General features: G+C 65.6%; 12 protein-coding genes and 1 riboswitch. Of the genes, 7 read left to right on the top strand and 5 right to left on the bottom strand.

Features of this window, described 5'->3' with window-relative positions; genetic code table 11:
- Nucleotides 1-8 precede the first annotated feature (8 nt).
- The 4 genes from ABR323_RS16530 to thiC form a co-directional block, all read right to left on the bottom strand.
- The gene (locus tag ABR323_RS16530) at nucleotides 9-908 is read right to left on the bottom strand and encodes a helix-turn-helix transcriptional regulator (RefSeq protein WP_135275002.1); all 900 of its coding nucleotides are present in this window, start codon (nucleotides 906-908) and stop codon (nucleotides 9-11) included.
- Nucleotides 909-1,023: 115 nt separating this feature from the next.
- Entirely contained in the window at nucleotides 1,024-3,348 is a 2,325-nt protein-coding gene (locus ABR323_RS16525) for a winged helix-turn-helix domain-containing protein (protein WP_439450083.1), read from the bottom strand.
- 259 nt (nucleotides 3,349-3,607) lie between these two features.
- On the bottom strand, nucleotides 3,608-4,279 hold the full coding sequence (locus ABR323_RS16520) for an ion channel (protein ID WP_439450082.1): 672 nt from the start codon (nucleotides 4,277-4,279) through the stop codon (nucleotides 3,608-3,610).
- A gap of 93 nt (nucleotides 4,280-4,372) precedes the next feature.
- Nucleotides 4,373-6,217: a phosphomethylpyrimidine synthase ThiC gene (gene thiC / locus ABR323_RS16515; protein ID WP_439450081.1), complete on the bottom strand. Its 1,845-nt coding sequence runs from the start codon at nucleotides 6,215-6,217 to the stop codon at nucleotides 4,373-4,375.
- An 82-nt stretch (nucleotides 6,218-6,299) separates the two neighbouring features.
- Nucleotides 6,300-6,401, bottom strand: a riboswitch (TPP riboswitch).
- A gap of 246 nt (nucleotides 6,402-6,647) precedes the next feature.
- On the opposite strand from thiC, the gene ABR323_RS16510 reads away from it, so the two are divergent.
- Entirely contained in the window at nucleotides 6,648-8,225 is a 1,578-nt protein-coding gene (locus ABR323_RS16510; protein ID WP_439450080.1) for a BCCT family transporter, read from the top strand.
- A gap of 277 nt (nucleotides 8,226-8,502) precedes the next feature.
- Here ABR323_RS16510 and ggt read toward each other — a convergent pair whose 3' ends face one another.
- Nucleotides 8,503-10,221, bottom strand: a complete 1,719-nt coding sequence (gene ggt, locus ABR323_RS16505; RefSeq protein WP_439450079.1) for a gamma-glutamyltransferase — start codon at nucleotides 10,219-10,221, stop codon at nucleotides 8,503-8,505.
- A 73-nt stretch (nucleotides 10,222-10,294) separates the two neighbouring features.
- On the opposite strand from ggt, the gene ABR323_RS16500 reads away from it, so the two are divergent.
- The 6 genes from ABR323_RS16500 (at nucleotide 10,295) to ABR323_RS16475 (ending at nucleotide 16,724) form a co-directional block, all read left to right on the top strand.
- Nucleotides 10,295-10,906: a hypothetical protein gene (locus ABR323_RS16500; protein ID WP_439450078.1), complete on the top strand. Its 612-nt coding sequence runs from the start codon at nucleotides 10,295-10,297 to the stop codon at nucleotides 10,904-10,906.
- A gap of 65 nt (nucleotides 10,907-10,971) precedes the next feature.
- The gene (gene ilvC, locus ABR323_RS16495; protein ID WP_135275013.1) at nucleotides 10,972-11,946 is read left to right on the top strand and encodes a ketol-acid reductoisomerase; all 975 of its coding nucleotides are present in this window, start codon (nucleotides 10,972-10,974) and stop codon (nucleotides 11,944-11,946) included.
- Between the two features lie 38 nt (nucleotides 11,947-11,984).
- The gene (ilvG, locus tag ABR323_RS16490; RefSeq protein ID WP_439450077.1) at nucleotides 11,985-13,721 is read left to right on the top strand and encodes an acetolactate synthase 2 catalytic subunit; all 1,737 of its coding nucleotides are present in this window, start codon (nucleotides 11,985-11,987) and stop codon (nucleotides 13,719-13,721) included.
- Nucleotides 13,705-13,956 (top strand): ACT domain-containing protein, encoded by a 252-nt coding sequence (locus ABR323_RS16485; protein WP_012512039.1) that lies wholly within the window; start codon nucleotides 13,705-13,707, stop codon nucleotides 13,954-13,956. The genes ilvG and ABR323_RS16485 overlap by 17 nt, the downstream gene beginning before the upstream one ends.
- A gap of 93 nt (nucleotides 13,957-14,049) precedes the next feature.
- The gene (locus ABR323_RS16480) at nucleotides 14,050-15,141 is read left to right on the top strand and encodes a threonine dehydratase (RefSeq protein ID WP_439450076.1); all 1,092 of its coding nucleotides are present in this window, start codon (nucleotides 14,050-14,052) and stop codon (nucleotides 15,139-15,141) included.
- Nucleotides 15,138-16,724: a 2-isopropylmalate synthase gene (locus ABR323_RS16475; RefSeq protein WP_135275016.1), complete on the top strand. Its 1,587-nt coding sequence runs from the start codon at nucleotides 15,138-15,140 to the stop codon at nucleotides 16,722-16,724. Before ABR323_RS16480 ends, ABR323_RS16475 begins: the two co-directional genes overlap by 4 nt.
- Nucleotides 16,725-16,731 lie beyond the last annotated feature (7 nt).

The following is a 16,731-nucleotide window of genomic DNA, read 5'->3' as shown; positions in this document are numbered from 1 at the left end:
TCAGCACGTTACGATTGCGTTGCAGCGCTGTATTTGCGCGAACCAACCGGAGACTTTGCAGAATGTGGCGGGAGCAAGCCGCCGTTCTCCCTGAAGCGCGAAGCCGACTGGCCGTAGCGGGCGCGGAACGCACGCGCGAAGCTGCAGCAGTTGTCGAAACCACTGGCCGCAGCGACCTCTCCGACCATCATGTCGGTGTCGCGCAGCAGATCGGCCGCCCGTTCCAGACGCAACCGTGCTGAAAGCGACTGCGGGCTTTCCTCGTACAGGCTCTGGAATGTCTTGGAGAGGTACCAGCTGGAGAAGTTGGTGAGCTCGGCCAGTTCACCGATGCGCACCACACGGTGGCTGTTGCCTTCCAGGTACAGGCGGGCGCGCTGCATGCGGCCGAACACCTGCCGCTTGCGGCTGCGCGAACGCCCCGGGCAGCGCTGCACGTTGTCGGCCAGTCCCCGCTGCAGGCCTGCCAGGTGCAGCAGCAGCGGCCGTAGCGCCTGGGCCGGCTGGCCGCTGGCCAGCGCATCGCGCCATAGCCGCAAGGCAACACGGGCATCGCCGCGGTTCATCCGGCCACGACCGGCATACAGTCCGCAGTCGGCCATCTCGGTCAGCACGCGAAGGGCTTCGACCGTCAGGTTCAGGCCGATGCACAGCCCGTTGCGACCGGCCTGCACCAAGGGACGTGATTCCTTCTCGAAGGCGATCCACTCACCCTGGCGCAGGCGGAAACGTCCTTCCTTGGCTTCCACCCAGGAACTGCCACGTACCTGCATCCACACAGTGAAGCTGGTGCCTGCGGTCTGCAGGCTGCCCAGCCGGGCCACGCCGAGGCAGGTTGGGGCGACATCGTCGAGCGAGCGATCCAGGGAGACGGTTTGGCCGCGATCGGCCAGCGAGAGTTGACGCATGGGGGCACCACGGATTTGCCTAGTACAGGACTCCGTTTTGCCAAATCAGGCGGCACCGCGTCAGGAAAGTCCTACGAGATCGCCACGAATTCGCGGCGAGGTCCCGACGAAAAAGTTACGAAGGTCCATTTCCCTTGAACAACAGCAACTTGGAGAAGGCCGGGAACAGTGCGGGCGGGCGTTCAGGCAGTCGCATCACACCGATGTCGGCACCATCGCTGACCGCCATCGCCACGAACAGGTCACGTCCATCGGCACTGGCACTGAGCCCGTTGCCGGCACTGAGCCGTTCTGCGTCCAGGCAGCGCTCCGGTTCCTCGCGGCCGACCTGGATGCGCACCAGGGACGTGCCACAGCGGGTCGATGTACCCAGGTAACCAATGCTGCTGTTACCGGCCACGGTCCAGGCCCGGTATCGCCAACGGCTGGGCCGGTCATCGCTGATCTGCAGCACGCTGGCCGGCGACAACGCCGCATCCACCGACCACAGCCCGCCAGCGGCCAGCCGCGTGAACAACACCCGGCCACTGTTGCGGTCGAAGCGCGCCTGCGAAACACCATCGATGCTGGCGAGCCGGCGCCAGGGCTGCACGCTGCGATCGAACAGGCTCAGCCGGGTGCGTTGGTCGGCATCACGCTCGACCACCAGCAGTTGTTCCGGTGTGGCGCCATACAGCGCCTGCAGGGGCTGCTCTGCCGGGACGGGCAAGGGATGCAGGCGTTCATCGCGCGGGGCGATTTCATACACCACGGTGCGTCCGTGCTCGTCGCGACCGACCACCAGCAATTGCCGACTGTCGGCCGACCAGTCTGGCGCTTGCCGCGCCTCCGGCCGCAGTCCTTCAATGGGCCGCAGCGAATCCGGGCGCTGCATGTCCGCCCACCACAGCGCGAAGCTGCCGGAGCGGTCCGAGGTAAAGACCAGCTGGCGGCCATCCGGGGCGGCCATCGGCTGCCCATCGCGGCCACTGGAGGCAAACAAGCGCTCAGGCGCGCCATTCCCCTGTATCGGCACCTTGAACACGCCGAACTGCGCGCGCCGGTGAACGAAGGCCAGCATGCCGCCGCGGCGGGACACTGCCGGCCACTGTGCATCGTCCAGGCCGGCATCACGCAGCGTATGGCGCTCGACATCCAGGTAGTAAAGCCGCGCTTCGCTGTCGACGCGGCGACCAAACACGATGGTGCGGCCATCGTCCAGCCAGGCCCAGCCGCGCAGCTCGGCCGCTTCGTTGGTCAGCTGTTCGGGCACGCCGCCACTGGCCGGCATGCGCCACAGATCACCCAACTGCGGGTTGCGCACGAACACCAGCCACTGTCCGTCGGGCGAATAGCGCGGTGCGTAATCGAAGTCATCCTGGTCGACGCTGTACTCCAACGCGCGCCACTGGCCGCTGGCCAGATCCAACACGCGGATGCCGCGGTGTGCGTAGCGTCCGACCATGCTGCCGAACACCAACCCACGACCGTCCGGCGTCCAGTCGAAGCTGAGCAGTTCGGTGCCATCGCAACGTGTGGCCTGGCGCACTGCGCCGCCCGTGGCACTGGCGACCAGCACCTGGCAGCCACCATCGGCGGCGAAACGCGCAAAGGCGATCTCGCGTCCATCCGGCGACCAGTTCGGGAAGCGATCGACCGCACCGGCCGGTGGCAGCAGCAACTGCCGCGCGGGTGCGTTGCCGGAGGTCTGCACCTTGATCGCACCACCGCCGTTGCCATCTTCGTTGGCGCCTTCATAGGCCACCATCGAACCATCAGGTGAGAGCGTGGGATAGGTTTCAAAGCCGCTGGTGGCAGTGATCAGCCGGTAGGGCCGCTCTGGACTACCAATCACCCGCGTGCCGTTCTCCACGGCAGCGTCCACTGCCGAACTGCTGGCCGGTGCGCGGCGAAGCAGCAGCACGGTCAACACCAGCAACGCGACCAGCATCACCACACCCAGTACCAGCAGCACGCGGCGACGAAGATGACGCCAGCGGCGACGCATGTTCTGCACGTGCACAGGAGCCTCGGCAGCCGCTGCGGTCACAGGCCGCGCTTCCACCGGTTCGTTGTCAGGCATCACCGATGAGACCGGCTCGACATCGTCCAGTACCTGCACCGGCACCAGCAGGCGATAGCCGGTCTTGGCGATGGTTTCGATGTAGGCCTGTCCGTTGTCGTCGTCGTTGCTGAACGCCTTGCGCAGCTGGGTGACGGCCTGGGTCAGCACATCATTGGTCGGCAACGTATCCGGCCACACTTCTGCAAACAGTTCATCGCGGGTGACAACACGTCCCGGCTGCCGCAGCAACGCACGCAGCACGCCCAACGCCTTCGGCGTCAGCCGGCGCGGGCGACGCGCACCGACGACCTCGACTTCGCGCGAGGACAGAGTGACGGTGCACTCTCCTATCCGGATCCGATCGAATCCGGGGGGCTGGAATTCGCTGCTGTTCATTTTCCGCTACACAGTGGAGACAGGTCCCGGGCAGTGTTCGCCTTCGATACCGTCCCGTCCTGGGAACAGCGAAAAGCCAGACTCCGCACAAAGCATCGGCGCATACCGCAAAAACAATGAAGCGCGCGAATACTAGCCTATGGCGGTTACCTCGCCTATCGCGTGGTCGACATCAGGCTCTCTCTCGCCGACGCATTCACATAATTGGCAACACCATTCGCGCCCTTTTGGGCGCGACATTTTTATCTGGCGTTCATTTTCAGACACGCCTCAACATGGTCAATCCGACCAGTCGCGAAACCACCAAAGCCACGTACATCACGCCGGAAAACTGCTCCAGCATGACCAATGCGCGTGCCTGTGGATGCAGCGGTACGACGTCACTCAACCCCACCCCGGACAGCAAGCTGAAGCTGAGATAAAGCAGCTCCATCCAACTGCGCTGCGGACCACCGCCGGTGCCCTGGAAACTGCCCGGATACCACTGCTGGCACACGGCGAATGCGAACGCGAATGCCCACGCCAGCAGGGTGAAGGTCGCGCCTGCAGCGAACAGTTCGTCGCGGGTGACCTTGTGGTCCTGGAGCATGTAGGCGATCAGGGCGCCGGCTGTATAGAAGTACAGCAGGCTCTCCAGCAACTGCGCGGTGGTCAGCAGTGCGGTGCGGTCGAGCAATGCCCCCGCCAACGAGAACACCACCGAAGGGATGGCCAGCAACAGCGCCAGCCAGGTCCCCAGCGGGCTGCGCTGAACCACCCACAGCGCCAGGCCAAGTACCGCCATGCCGAACATGCCCAGCGCCGCGCGGCCCGCGGCGGTGTCATCCAATGCGGGATACAGCAGCACCGCCAGCAGTTGGGCGCCCAGCAGCCAGGCGGACGGATTGCGGCGGGCCATGGCCAGCCAGCGGGTAGTCAAGGCAACAGGCATGGCATCCATTCCCCGGGGTGATGGGCGGAGGATAGCGGGGAGCGGCGTGATGAGCGGTAGTGCCGGCCGCTGGCCGGCACCCCCGCTTCCGCATTACCCCTGGTGATAGACCTCGGCACCCGCGGCGCGGAACGCCTCCGACTTTTCCTGCATGCCCTTCTCCGCGTACTCGCGCACGTCCTGGGTGATCTTCATCGAGCAGAAGTGAGGGCCGCACATCGAGCAGAAGTGCGCCAGCTTGTGCGCATCCTTCGGCAGGGTTTCGTCGTGGAACTCCTTGGCCTTCTCCGGATCCAGGCCAAGGTGGAACTGGTCTTCCCAGCGGAACTCGAAGCGTGCCTTGCTCAGCGCGTTGTCGCGCACCTGCGCGCCAGGGTGGCCCTTGGCCAGGTCGGCTGCATGCGCGGCGATGCGATAGGCCATGATGCCGTCGCGCACATCCTGGCGGTTGGGCAGGCCCAGATGTTCCTTCGGCGTCACGTAGCAGAGCATGGCAGTACCGAACCAGCCGATCATCGCCGCACCGATCGCACTGGTGATGTGGTCGTAGCCCGGCGCGATGTCGGTGGTGAGCGGGCCCAGCGTATAGAACGGTGCTTCGCCGCACTCGCGCAGCTGCTTGTCCATGTTCTCTTTGATCAGCTGCATCGGCACATGGCCGGGGCCTTCGATCATGGTCTGCACGTCGTGCTTCCAGGCGATCTTCGTCAGTTCGCCCAGCGTCTCCAGCTCACCGAACTGCGCAGCATCGTTGGCATCGGCAATGCAGCCCGGGCGCAGGCCGTCACCCAGCGAGAAGGTCACGTCGTAGGCCTTCATGATTTCGCAGATGTCTTCGAAATGCGTGTAGAGGAAGTTTTCCTTGTGGTGGGCCAGGCACCACTTGGCCATGATCGAGCCGCCGCGACTGACGATGCCGGTCACGCGCTTTGCAGTGAGCGGCACGTAGCGCAGCAGCACGCCGGCGTGGATGGTGAAGTAGTCCACGCCCTGCTCGGCCTGCTCGATCAGCGTGTCGCGGAAGATCTCCCAGGTGAGCGCTTCGGCGCGGCCATCGACCTTCTCCAGCGCCTGGTAGATCGGCACGGTACCGATCGCCACCGGCGAATTGCGGATGATCCATTCACGGGTTTCGTGGATGTGCTTGCCGGTGGACAGGTCCATCACCGTGTCGCCACCCCAGCGGATCGCCCACACCAGTTTCTCCACTTCCTCGGCAATGCCCGAAGAGACGGCGCTGTTGCCGATGTTGGCGTTGATCTTGGTCAGGAAATTGCGGCCGATGATCATCGGCTCGCTTTCCGGGTGGTTGATGTTGTTGGGCAGCACCGCGCGGCCGCGTGCGATCTCATCGCGCACAAACTCCGGTGTGATGATCTTCTGGATCGAGGCACCAAATGCCTCGCCCGGATGCTGCTGCAGCAGGCTGGCATCGCGGATCGCGTCCAGCCGCTGGTTCTCGCGGATGGCGACGAACTCCATCTCCGGGGTGATGATGCCGCGGCGTGCGTAGTGCATCTGGGTGACGTTCGCACCTGCACGCGCCCGGCGTGGCAGGCTGCGCGCGGGGAAGCGCACAGCGTCGAGCTTCGGGTCATGTTCGCGATCGCGGCCGAACGACGAACTCAGGCCGTCGAGCTGCTCGGTATCACCGCGCTCTTCCACCCAGCCGCGACGCAGTTCCGGCAAACCGGCGGACAGATCGATGCGCACGTCCGGATCGGTGTAGGGGCCGGACGTGTCGTAGACCGTGACCGGTGCATTCTCTTCGCCGCCGAACAGCGTCGGCGTGCGGGTCAGCGCGATCTCGCGCATCGGCACCTGCAGATCCGGGCGTGAACCGGGCACGTGGATCTTGCGCGAACCGGGAATCGGCCGGGTCACGGATTCGGAGAGTTGCTGGGCCTGTTGCTGCAGGGCGGAGAGCTGTGCGTTCATCGGGCATCGTCCAGGTAGGTCGGGGACGAAGCGGCGGCGCACTGCTGCCGCGCCCGGACGGTCCTTGGGCGGAGTCCGGGCATGGCTGCATTGCAAAGCTTCCCTACGCCGGTATGAGCCGGATCAGGTTCCAAGGGACTGTCTCAACCGTGGCCACATGGCCGCGGTACCCCCGCTTCTTGGTGCGCATTAGAGCATAGAACGCACTGCAGCTCCTGGCTGTTGCATCCACGCACGGCGTGGATCCGCTGTTTCTGTATTAACAGAACCGTGACATCGCGTTCAGTAACGTGCACGCGCATCGTGTCGCTGCGACCGATGTTCCGCTCGCCGCCTTCGCGGCCCCTGCCCGGTTCGTGCTGCATGCCGCCGGCCCCTCGCAGCAAGCTCTGCTCGCTCCCCTCAATCCCTTGATCGGAGAAGCCCCTTCATGGTGTTTCGCGTTTCCATCGCACTGGTTCTGCTGCTGGTGCTGCTTGCCGGTGTTGCACCGGGCCCCTTCAATGCCGTGGTGCAGAGCATCCTCGGTGAACTCATCCGCGGCATTGGCTGGCTGTACCTGCTGGTCGTGTTCCTGGCGCTGGTGTTCCTGATGTATCTCGCCTTCGGCCGCTTCGGCAACCTGCGCATCGGTGGCGAAGACGCCGAACCGGAATTCTCGCGCGCCAGCTGGATGTCGATGCTGTTCGCCGCCGGCATGGGCATCGGCCTGGTGTTCTGGGGCGCCGCCGAGCCCATTTCGCACTTCAGCAAGCCTCCGGAGGGGCTGGCCCCCGAAAGCATGGACGCCGCGCGCGCCGCCATGCGTTATGTGTTCTTCCATTGGGGCCTGCACCCATGGGCCATCTATGCGCTGATCGGCCTGGCGATGGCCTGGTTCCAGTTCAACCGCAACGGGCGTGGCCTGGTCAGCGACATGCTGCAGCCGATCATCGGTCGCCACCATCGTGGCTGGATCGGGCGTGTGGTCAATATTGCCGCTGTCGTTGCAACGGCAATCGGTGTTGCCACCACGCTGGGCTTCGGCACCATCCAGATCGCCGCTGGCATGGAGCGCGTGTTCGGCCTGCACGCGGGCCCTCCGCTGCAGCTGGTGATCATTGCGGTGGCGTTCGTGCTGTACATGGCCTCCACGCTCAGCGGCGTCGACCGTGGTGTCAAATGGCTGTCCAACTTCAATCTGGCGTTGGCCGCCGTGTTGTTGCTTCTGGTGCTGGTGCTTGGCCCCACCGGCGCGATCTTCAATACTTTCACCACCACGCTGGGCTCCTACCTCAACCAGCTGGTGACGATGAGCCTGCGCATGTCGCCGTTCTCGTCCAGCACCTGGGTGGCCGACTGGACGATCTTCTACTGGGCCTGGTGGATTTCCTGGGCTCCGTTCGTCGGCTCGTTCATCGCACGTATCTCGCGTGGACGCAGCGTGCGCGAGTTCGTGATCGGCGTGGTACTGGCGCCGACGCTGCTGGGCTTCTTCTGGTTCTCGGTATTCGGCGGCACCGCGATCTGGATGCAGATCTTCGGCCAGGCCGACCTGCTGCAGGCGCTGGGCAACGGCTACGAGACGGTGCTGTTCACCATGTTCGACAGCATGCCGCTGCCGTTGCTGCTGTCGTGCATCGCGCTGGTGCTGCTGATGATCTTCTTCGTGACCTCGGCCGACTCGGCGGTGCTGGTGCTGGCCAGCATGTCCACCGACGAGGCCGGCGATCCGCCCCCCAAGCGCAAGCTGGCCTGGGGCGTGGGCGTGGCGCTGATTGCCGGTGCGCTGCTACTCGCGGGCGGGTTGGATGCGCTGCAGGGCATGATCACGATTGCGGCGTTGCCGTTTGCGCTGCTGATGGTGCTGGTGATGGTGTCGCTGTACCGGGTGCTGGACCAGGAGTACACCCGCGAGCGGCGGCAGGCGCAGCGCCAGCGGCACATGATCGATGCGTGGATCGCACGCGAGATGGCGGCGCAGGAGGAGACCCAGGCGGAGGCAGCGCGCGCGCAGGATCAGGATTGAGGGTTGTTTTGCAGCCTGCGGCTGCACCGCTTTCTTCAAGCAACGGCAACAGCAAACGCGGCTCTGGGTTGCTGCTGGTTGGGCGGGGCGGTGTGGGTAGTAGATCCACGCCATGCGTGGATGAGGTGTATCGGAAAACAAGAAGGGGTCGGATCCGTTTTCCTGCGGAAAACGGATCCGACCCCAACCCAAAGCGCGCGGCTGTTGCCGTTGCTCTTGCTCTTCTTTTTTCTTTTCCTGCGGTGATGGCCACGGAAACTGTCCGTGGCCGGAAACCTCAATACCCCGCTGCCTGCCCATCCTTTCGACTCTCCGAAGCACCGTAGTACACGCCCGTGTCCGGATCACGCAGGATCGCCTGGTAGCCACCATACGGGCCGTCGGCGAACACGATGCGATGCCCCTTGCGCATCAGCGCACGCACCGTCTCGTACGGGAAGCCGGTTTCCAGATTCACCTCACCACCATCGGTCATCGCCGTGGCCTGCCCGGTCGGTTCGGTGGAACCTTCATGCTGGATGCGCGGTGCATCACCGGCCTCCTGCAGGTTCATGCCGAAGTCCACCAGATTCATCACGATCTGCGCGTGGCCCTGCGGCTGCATCGCGCCGCCCATCACGCCGAAGCTGGCGTACGGCTTGCCGCCCTTGGTGATGAACGCCGGGATGATGGTCTGGAACGGGCGCTTGCCCGGTGCGTAGCCATTGGGATGGTTCTTCTGCAGAACGAACATCTCGCCACGATCCTGCAGGATGAAGCCCAGTCCTGGCGGTGCCATGCCGCTGCCCATGCCGCGGTAGTTGGACTGGATCAGCGACACCATCATGCCGTCGGCGTCGGCCACGGTCATGTAGATCGTGTCACCCTCCTCCAGCTGCTTCGGCGTGCCCGGCTGCACTTCCTTCAATGCCTTGTCCATCGAGATCAGCGCGCGGCGCTGCGCGGCGTACTCCTTGGAGATCAGCTTCTGCACCGGCGCCGGCTGGAACGCCATATCGGCATAGAAGCGCGCGCGGTCGGCGAAAGCCAATTTCTTCGCTTCAACGAAAAGGTGCACGTGTTCGGGTGAACCGAACGGGATCTTCGAGAAGTCGTAGCCTTCCAGCACGTTGAGGATCTGCAACGCAGCGATGCCCTGGCTGTTCGGCGGCAGCTCCCACACGTCATAGCCACGGTAGTTGCTGCTGACCGGTTCAACCCATTCGCCATGATGGTCGGCCATGTCCTGGTAGCTCAGGTAGCCACCGTTGGCCTTGAAGTAGTCGCCGATGGTGCGGGCGATCTCGCCCTTGTAGAAGGCGTCACGGCCACCGTCGGCGATCTTCTGCAGCGTGCTGGCCAGGTTCGTGTTCTTCCACATCTCGCCCTTGCGCGGGGCGTGGCCGTTGATCGTGAACTGCTCCTTGAAGCCCGGGTACTGCGACAGCTTGGGCACCGAGCGATCCCAGTAGTAGGCGATCACTTCGGCCACCGGGTGACCGTCGCGGGCGTAGCGGATGGCCGGCGCGAGGTTGTCGGCCATCGGCTTGCGGCCGAAGCGGTCGTGCAGCGCGAACCAGCCGTCGACTGCACCCGGCACCGACACCGGCAGCGGACCGGTGGCGGGAATCTCCTTCAGGCCCCGGCGCTGGAACTCGGCCAGGGTGAGCGACTTCGGTGAGCGGCCCGAGCCGTTGTAGCCGTAAAGCTTCTGCGTCTTCGGGTCCCATACGATGGCGAACAGGTCGCCGCCGATGCCGTTGCCGGTCGGCTCCATCAGTCCGAGCGCGGCGTTGGCGGCAATCGCCGCATCCACCGCCGAGCCGCCGCCCTTCATCACGTCCAGCGCGATCTGGGTGGCCAGCGGCTGCGAGGTGGCGGCCATCGCATGCGGGGCGATCACCTCCGAACGGGTGGCGAAGGTATGGCCGGTGATGCGGTCGGCAGCGAAGGACAGCGCGGGCACGGCAGCCAGCACGGCGGCGGCAAGCAGGGAACGGGCAAGGCGTCGGGACACGGTAGGGTTCCGATGGAAGGGTGGTTCCCCGATCTTCGCCGCTGTGGCCTTCATGCGGTATCGGGCAGAGGTCATGGACGGCACTGACATTCCGCCGGGCATGGCCCGGCGCTACCACGCGCGGACGCGCCCATGGCCGCCGGGCGCCCTTTCGGTAGCGCCGGGCCATGCCCGGCGAGCACAGCGGCAGATGCCCGGTAATCCGCGCAAAAACCGCCTCGAAAAGAGTGAATTCCGGTTCACCGAAACACTTTCAGCGGCAACCATCCTTGTGCCGCAAGCGATTGCGCTGGATGCAACGGAAACCGACAAGAATTCCGTCGCGAGGGTTGACATCGCCGAAATGGCTGTGTTTCTCTCGATCACATGCTGCAACACAACACGCCACCGCGAACCCACATCGAAGCCGCCGACATCGGCGCCGCCTCGCTGCGTTCGATTCTTGTGCTCGTACTTATTACCCAACCAACAGGTGCGGGACGAGCCAGCGTGTAAGCAACAAACACTCCGGAACTCATCAAAACCCGCACCCGCCCAGGTGCGGGTTTTTTCATTTCAGGACCTGGTTTCAGACGCAACCACCATGAACAACGCCAACTTCAAAACCTGGACCAGCACCACCACAACGCCTCGTGGTGGCTGTGCCTGTGCGACGCATGGCGCCTCCCCCACCGCTTTCCCCTGATCGGCCGGCACGTCCCCAAGACGACCGGCCGTTCTTTTTTCTTCCCACCGCAAGGAACCTCCCCCATGAGCACCAACGACCTGCCCCAGACCAAGATCGCTGTCATCGGCTACGGCAGCCAGGGCCGCGCCCACGCGCTGAACCTGCGTGAATCCGGCTTCGATGTGGTGGTAGGCCTGCGTCCGGGCGGCCCCACCGAGGTCAAGGCGCAGGCCGACGGCTTCACCGTGAAAGCACCGGCCGATGCGGTGAAGGACGCCGACCTGGTCGCCGTGCTGACCCCGGACATGGTGCAGAAGAAGCTCTACGACGATGTGCTGGCACCCAACATGAAACAGGGCGCGGTGCTGCTGTTCGCGCATGGTTTGAACGTGCACTTCGACATGATCAAGCCGCGCGAGGACCTCGATGTCGTGCTGGTCGCACCCAAGGGCCCCGGCGCGCTGGTGCGTCGCGAGTATGAAATCGGCCGTGGCGTGCCGTGCATCTGGGCGGTCTACCAGGACAAGAGCGGCAAGGCGGCCGAGTTCGCGCTGGCTTACGCCGGCGGACTGGGCGGTGCACGCGCCAACCTGATCCAGACCACCTTCAAGGAAGAGACCGAAACCGATCTGTTCGGCGAACAGGCGGTGCTGTGCGGCGGCGCTTCGGCGCTGGTGCAGGCCGGTTTCGAGACCCTGGTCGAAGCCGGCTACCAGCCGGAAATCGCCTACTACGAAGTGCTGCACGAACTGAAGCTGATCGTCGACCTGTTCTATGAAGGCGGCATCTCGCGCATGTTGGAGTTCATCTCCGAGACCGCGCAGTACGGCGACTACGTCAGCGGCCCGCGCGTGATCGACGCCGGCACCAAGGCGCGCATGAAGGAAGTACTGAAGGACATCCAGGACGGCACCTTCACCAAGAACTGGGTGGCCGAGTACGAAGCAGGCCTGCCGAACTACAACAAGTTCAAGCAGGCCGATCTGGAGCACCCGATCGAGAAGGTAGGCAAGGAACTGCGCGCCAAGATGGTCTGGTTGCAAGGACAGGCCGCGTAACCACGCGGCCTCCCCCACCCGCTTTGCAAGGTTCCCCCATGAACTCTTCCACACACCGCAGCGCGCCAGCCAACGGCGCGCGCTGGCTGACCCAGGCGCTGGAAGCCGAAGGCGTCCGCACGTTGTTCGGTTATCCCGGCGGCACCATCATGCCGTTCTACGACGCGCTGGTGGATTCGTCGCTGAAGCACATCCTGGTCCGCCATGAGCAGGGCGCGGCACTGGCCGCCAATGGCTTCGCACGCGCCAGCAACCAGGTTGGCGTCTGCGTGGCCACCTCCGGCCCGGGCGCCTCGAACCTGGTCACCGGCATCGCCGACGCGATGCTGGATTCGGTGCCGATGGTCTGCATCACCGGCCAGGTCGCCACCCCGCTGCTGGGCACCGATGCCTTCCAGGAGCTGGATGTGTTCGGCCTGACGATGCCGATCGTCAAGCACAGCTGGCTGGTGCGCAGCGTTGACGACCTGCCGCGCGTGATCGCCGATGCCTTCCGCATCGCCCGCGAAGGCCGGCCCGGCCCGGTGCTGATCGACCTGCCCAAGGACGTGCAGCTGGCCGATGCGAGCCATCTGCCGGCGCACGTGCCGAGCAGCGTCGAACCACCGCCTGCCCCCGCCGAAGCCGCCATCGCCGAAGCCATCGCCGCACTGGCGGCGGCCGAGAAGCCGGTGGTCTACGCCGGTGGTGGCATCGCACTGGGCGATGCCGTGCAGGACCTGCGTGACTTCGTCGAGGCCAGCGCCATCCCCACGGTGATGACCCTGCGTGGATTGGGCGCACTGCCGGCCAACCACCCGCAGTCGCTGGGCATGCTGGGCATGCACGGCACCCGTGCCGCCAACATGGCGGTGCAGGAAAGCGACCTGCTGCTGGTGCTGGGTGCACGCTTCGATGATCGCGCCACCGGCAAGCTGGCCGAGTTCGCGCCGTTCGCACGTGTCGTCCATATTGATGCGGACGCCTACGAGATCTCCAAGCTGCGCAGTGCCGATGTCGCCGTGCCCGGCAATGTCGGCCATGCCATCCGCGCCCTGCGTGCGGCCTTCCCCTCCCCCAAGGCCCACCAGGACACATGGCGCAAGCGCTGCGCGCAGCATCGCGAACGCTTCACTGCGCGTTACGACGCACCCGGCCAGCACATCTACGCACCTGCGCTGCTGAAGCGCTTGAGCGAGCTGGCGCCGGTCGATGCGGTGATCGCCTGCGATGTCGGCCAGCACCAGATGTGGGTGGCCCAGCATTGCCGCTTCAACCACCCGCGCAACCATCTGACCAGCGGCGCGCTGGGCACCATGGGATTCGGCCTGCCGGCCGCAATGGGCGCGCAGTTCGCCTGCCCCGATCGCACCGTGGTGCTGGTGTCCGGCGATGGCAGCTTCATGATGAACGTACAGGAGCTGGCCACCATCGCCCGCTGCCGCCTGCCGGTGAAGATCGTGCTGCTGGACAACAGTTCGCTGGGCATGGTGCGGCAGTGGCAGGAGCTGTTCTTCGCCGAGCGCTACAGCGAGATCGACCTGTCCGACAACCCGGACTTCGTGGCACTGGCCAAGGTGTTCGGCATCGCCGCGACCCGCATCGATGCACGCGATGACGTCGAAGGTGGACTGGCCGCGCTGCTGGCCGAACCGGGCCCGGCGCTGCTGCACGTGGCCATCGATGCACGCGCCAACGTGTGGCCGCTGGTGCCGCCGAACACCGCCAACAGCACGATGCTGGAAAGCAACCCCGCCCATGCCCGCCAGGAGATCCCCAATGCAATACCGGCTTGACCTGGTGCTGCACCCGGCCGAAGGCGCGCTGCTGCGTGTGATCGGCATGGCCGAGCGTCGCGGCTTCGCGCCGTGCGCGATCAGCGGTGCGCCGGTGGCCGCCGACGATGGCCGCTGGCACCTGCAGCTGGTGGTCGATGGCCAGCGCCCGGCGGAAACCCTGTGCCGGCAGATGGAAAAAATCTACGACTGTGTGTCGGTGCAGATGACCGCACTGGAAGGAGTATCCGCATGAATTCCCGTACCGTTTCCAACACGGTGCCGGTACGGAGGCGTCTTCTTCGCCGCTCGTACCCGCAGGCGGTGGTCAGCAACCATCGGGTGGCTCATGCCGGCCGCTGATGGCAGCAAGGAAAGCGATGTTGGCGACGTAACCGTTGCCGATGTCCTGGCCGCGCAGGCACGCCTGCGCCGCTTCCTGCCGCCCACACCGCTGCATCATGCCGAACGCTTCGGCACCTGGCTGAAGCTGGAAAACCTGCAGCGTACCGGCTCCTACAAAGTACGCGGCGCGCTCAACGCATTACTGGCTGCTCGTGAACGTGGCGATACCCGCCCGGTGATCTGCGCTTCGGCCGGCAACCACGCCCAGGGCGTTGCGTGGGCTGCCTATCGCCTGGACGTGCCGGCCATCACCGTGATGCCGCATGGCGCGCCGGCAACCAAGATCGCCGGCGTTGCCCACTGGGGCGCGACCGTGCGCCAGCACGGCACCAGCTATGACGAAGCCTATGCCTTCGCCGTCGAACTGGCGCAACGCCACGGTTACCGCTTCCTGTCCGCGTTCGACGACGCCGACGTGATCGCCGGCCAGGGCACGGTCGGCATCGAGCTGGCCGCACATGCACCGGACGTGGTGATCGTGCCGATCGGCGGCGGTGGCCTGGCCTCCGGCGTTGCACTGGCACTGAAATCACAGGGCGTGCGCGTGATCGGCGCGCAGGTGGAAGGCGTCGACTCGATGGCACGCGCGATCCGCGGCGACGTGCGCGAGATCGCCCCCGTCGCCTCGCTGGCTGACGGCGTACGGGTAAAGATCCCTGGCTTCCTGACGCGTCGCCTGTGCACCTCGCTGCTGGACGACGTGGTGATCGTGCGCGAAGCCGAGCTGCGCGAAACCCTGGTGCGGCTGGCGCTGGAAGAACACATCATCGCCGAGGGCGCCGGTGCGCTGGCGCTGGCCGCCGGCCGCCGCGTTGCCGGCCGCCGCAAATGCGCGGTGGTGTCCGGCGGGAATATCGATGCCGGTGTGCTGGCCGGCCTGCTCACCGACATCCGTCCGCGCCCGCCACGCAAACCGCGGCGACGGCGCACCGAAACCCCGCGCTCGCCCGGCAAGGCCAGCGCCACCGCCTCCCCCACGTCTTCCCCTTCCCCCGTGCAAGCCGTCGCACCCGCTGTCGAGGAGATTTCCCTGTGACCACCATCGAACGAATTACCACCCCGCGCATCCGCATCTTCGACACCACCCTGCGTGACGGCGAGCAGTCCCCCGGCTGCAGCATGAGCCCGCCGCAGAAGCTGGTGATGGCGCGTGCGCTGGACGAACTGGGCGTGGACATCATCGAGACCGGCTTCCCGGCCAGCTCGCAGTCCGACCGCGAAGCGATGGCACTGATCGGCCGCGAACTGCGCCGCCCGAGCCTGACCCTGGCGGTGCTGTCGCGCTGCCTGCAGGCCGATATCGAGACCTCGGCGCGTGCACTGGAGGCTGCTGTCAATCCGCGCCTGCACGTGTTCCTGTCCACCAGCCCGCTGCACCGCGAGCACAAGCTGCGGATGACCCGCGAGCAGGTGCTGGAATCGGTACGCAAGCACGTAGCGCTGGCGTGCTCGTACATCGACGATGTCGAGTTCTCGGCCGAGGATGCCACCCGTACCGAGCTGGACTACCTGATCGAAGTCTCGCGCGTGGCCATTGCCGCCGGTGCCACCACCATCAACCTGCCCGACACCGTCGGATTCACCACGCCGGAAGAGATCCGCGCGATGTTCCAGCAGGTCATCGCCGGCGTCGCCGACGTGCCGAACGCCGCCAATGTGATCTTCAGCGCGCACTGCCACAACGATCTGGGCCTGGCCGTGGCCAACTCGCTGGCCGCCATCGAAGGCGGCGCACGCCAGGTCGAGTGCACCATCAACGGCATCGGCGAGCGCGCCGGCAACTGCTCGCTGGAAGAAATCGCGATGGTGCTGAAGGTGCGCCAGGCCTTCTACGAGCAGGACAGCGCGATCAACACCCCGCGCATCGTCGGCACCTCGCAGCTGCTGCAGCGCCTGGTCGGCATGCCGGTACAGCGCAACAAGGCCATCGTCGGCGCCAACGCGTTCGCCCATGAATCGGGCATCCACCAGCACGGCATGCTGCGCCACCGCGGCACCTACGAAATCATGCGCCCGGAAGACGTGGGCTGGGAAGATTCGCAGATGGTGCTGGGCCGCCACAGTGGCCGCGCTGCCGTCGAAGCACGCCTGCGTGCGCTCGGCTTCTGGCTGGACGAAGACGAGCTGAAGCTGGTGTTCGAGCAGTTCAAGGGCCTGTGCGAACAGCAACGCGTGGTCACCGACGCCGACCTGCAGACACTGATGCAGGGCGGCTCAAACGCACAGGGCTATCGCCTGGCCTCGATGACCATCAGCGATGTCGGCAGCCGCGCCAACGCGCTGGTCGAACTGTCTGACCCGGATGGCAACCGCGTGGCCGAGACCGCGCAGGGCGACGGCCCGGTCGATGCGCTGTTCGGCGCGCTGTCGGCCGCTACCGGCGTGCAGCTGATGCTGGACAGCTACCACGTGCACAGCGTCGGCATCGGCGCCGATGCGCGCGGCGAAGCCAACCTGAGCGTGCGCCACGAAGGCGTGGAGTACGACGGAACCGGCACCAGCAAGGACATCATTGAAGCCTCCGCGCTGGCCTGGCTGGATGTGGCCAACCGCCTGCTGCGCCAGCGCCAGGCCGCCGCCCACAGCAGTACCGACGTTCCTACCCCCGTCACCGCCTGAGGAACCC

Source organism: Stenotrophomonas sp. ATs4, assembly GCF_051861585.1.
Classification (GTDB): domain Bacteria; phylum Pseudomonadota; class Gammaproteobacteria; order Xanthomonadales; family Xanthomonadaceae; genus Stenotrophomonas; species Stenotrophomonas maltophilia_AS.
The sequence above is the reverse complement of the archived record's forward strand: the minus strand, read 5'-3'. Positions and strand labels throughout refer to the sequence as shown.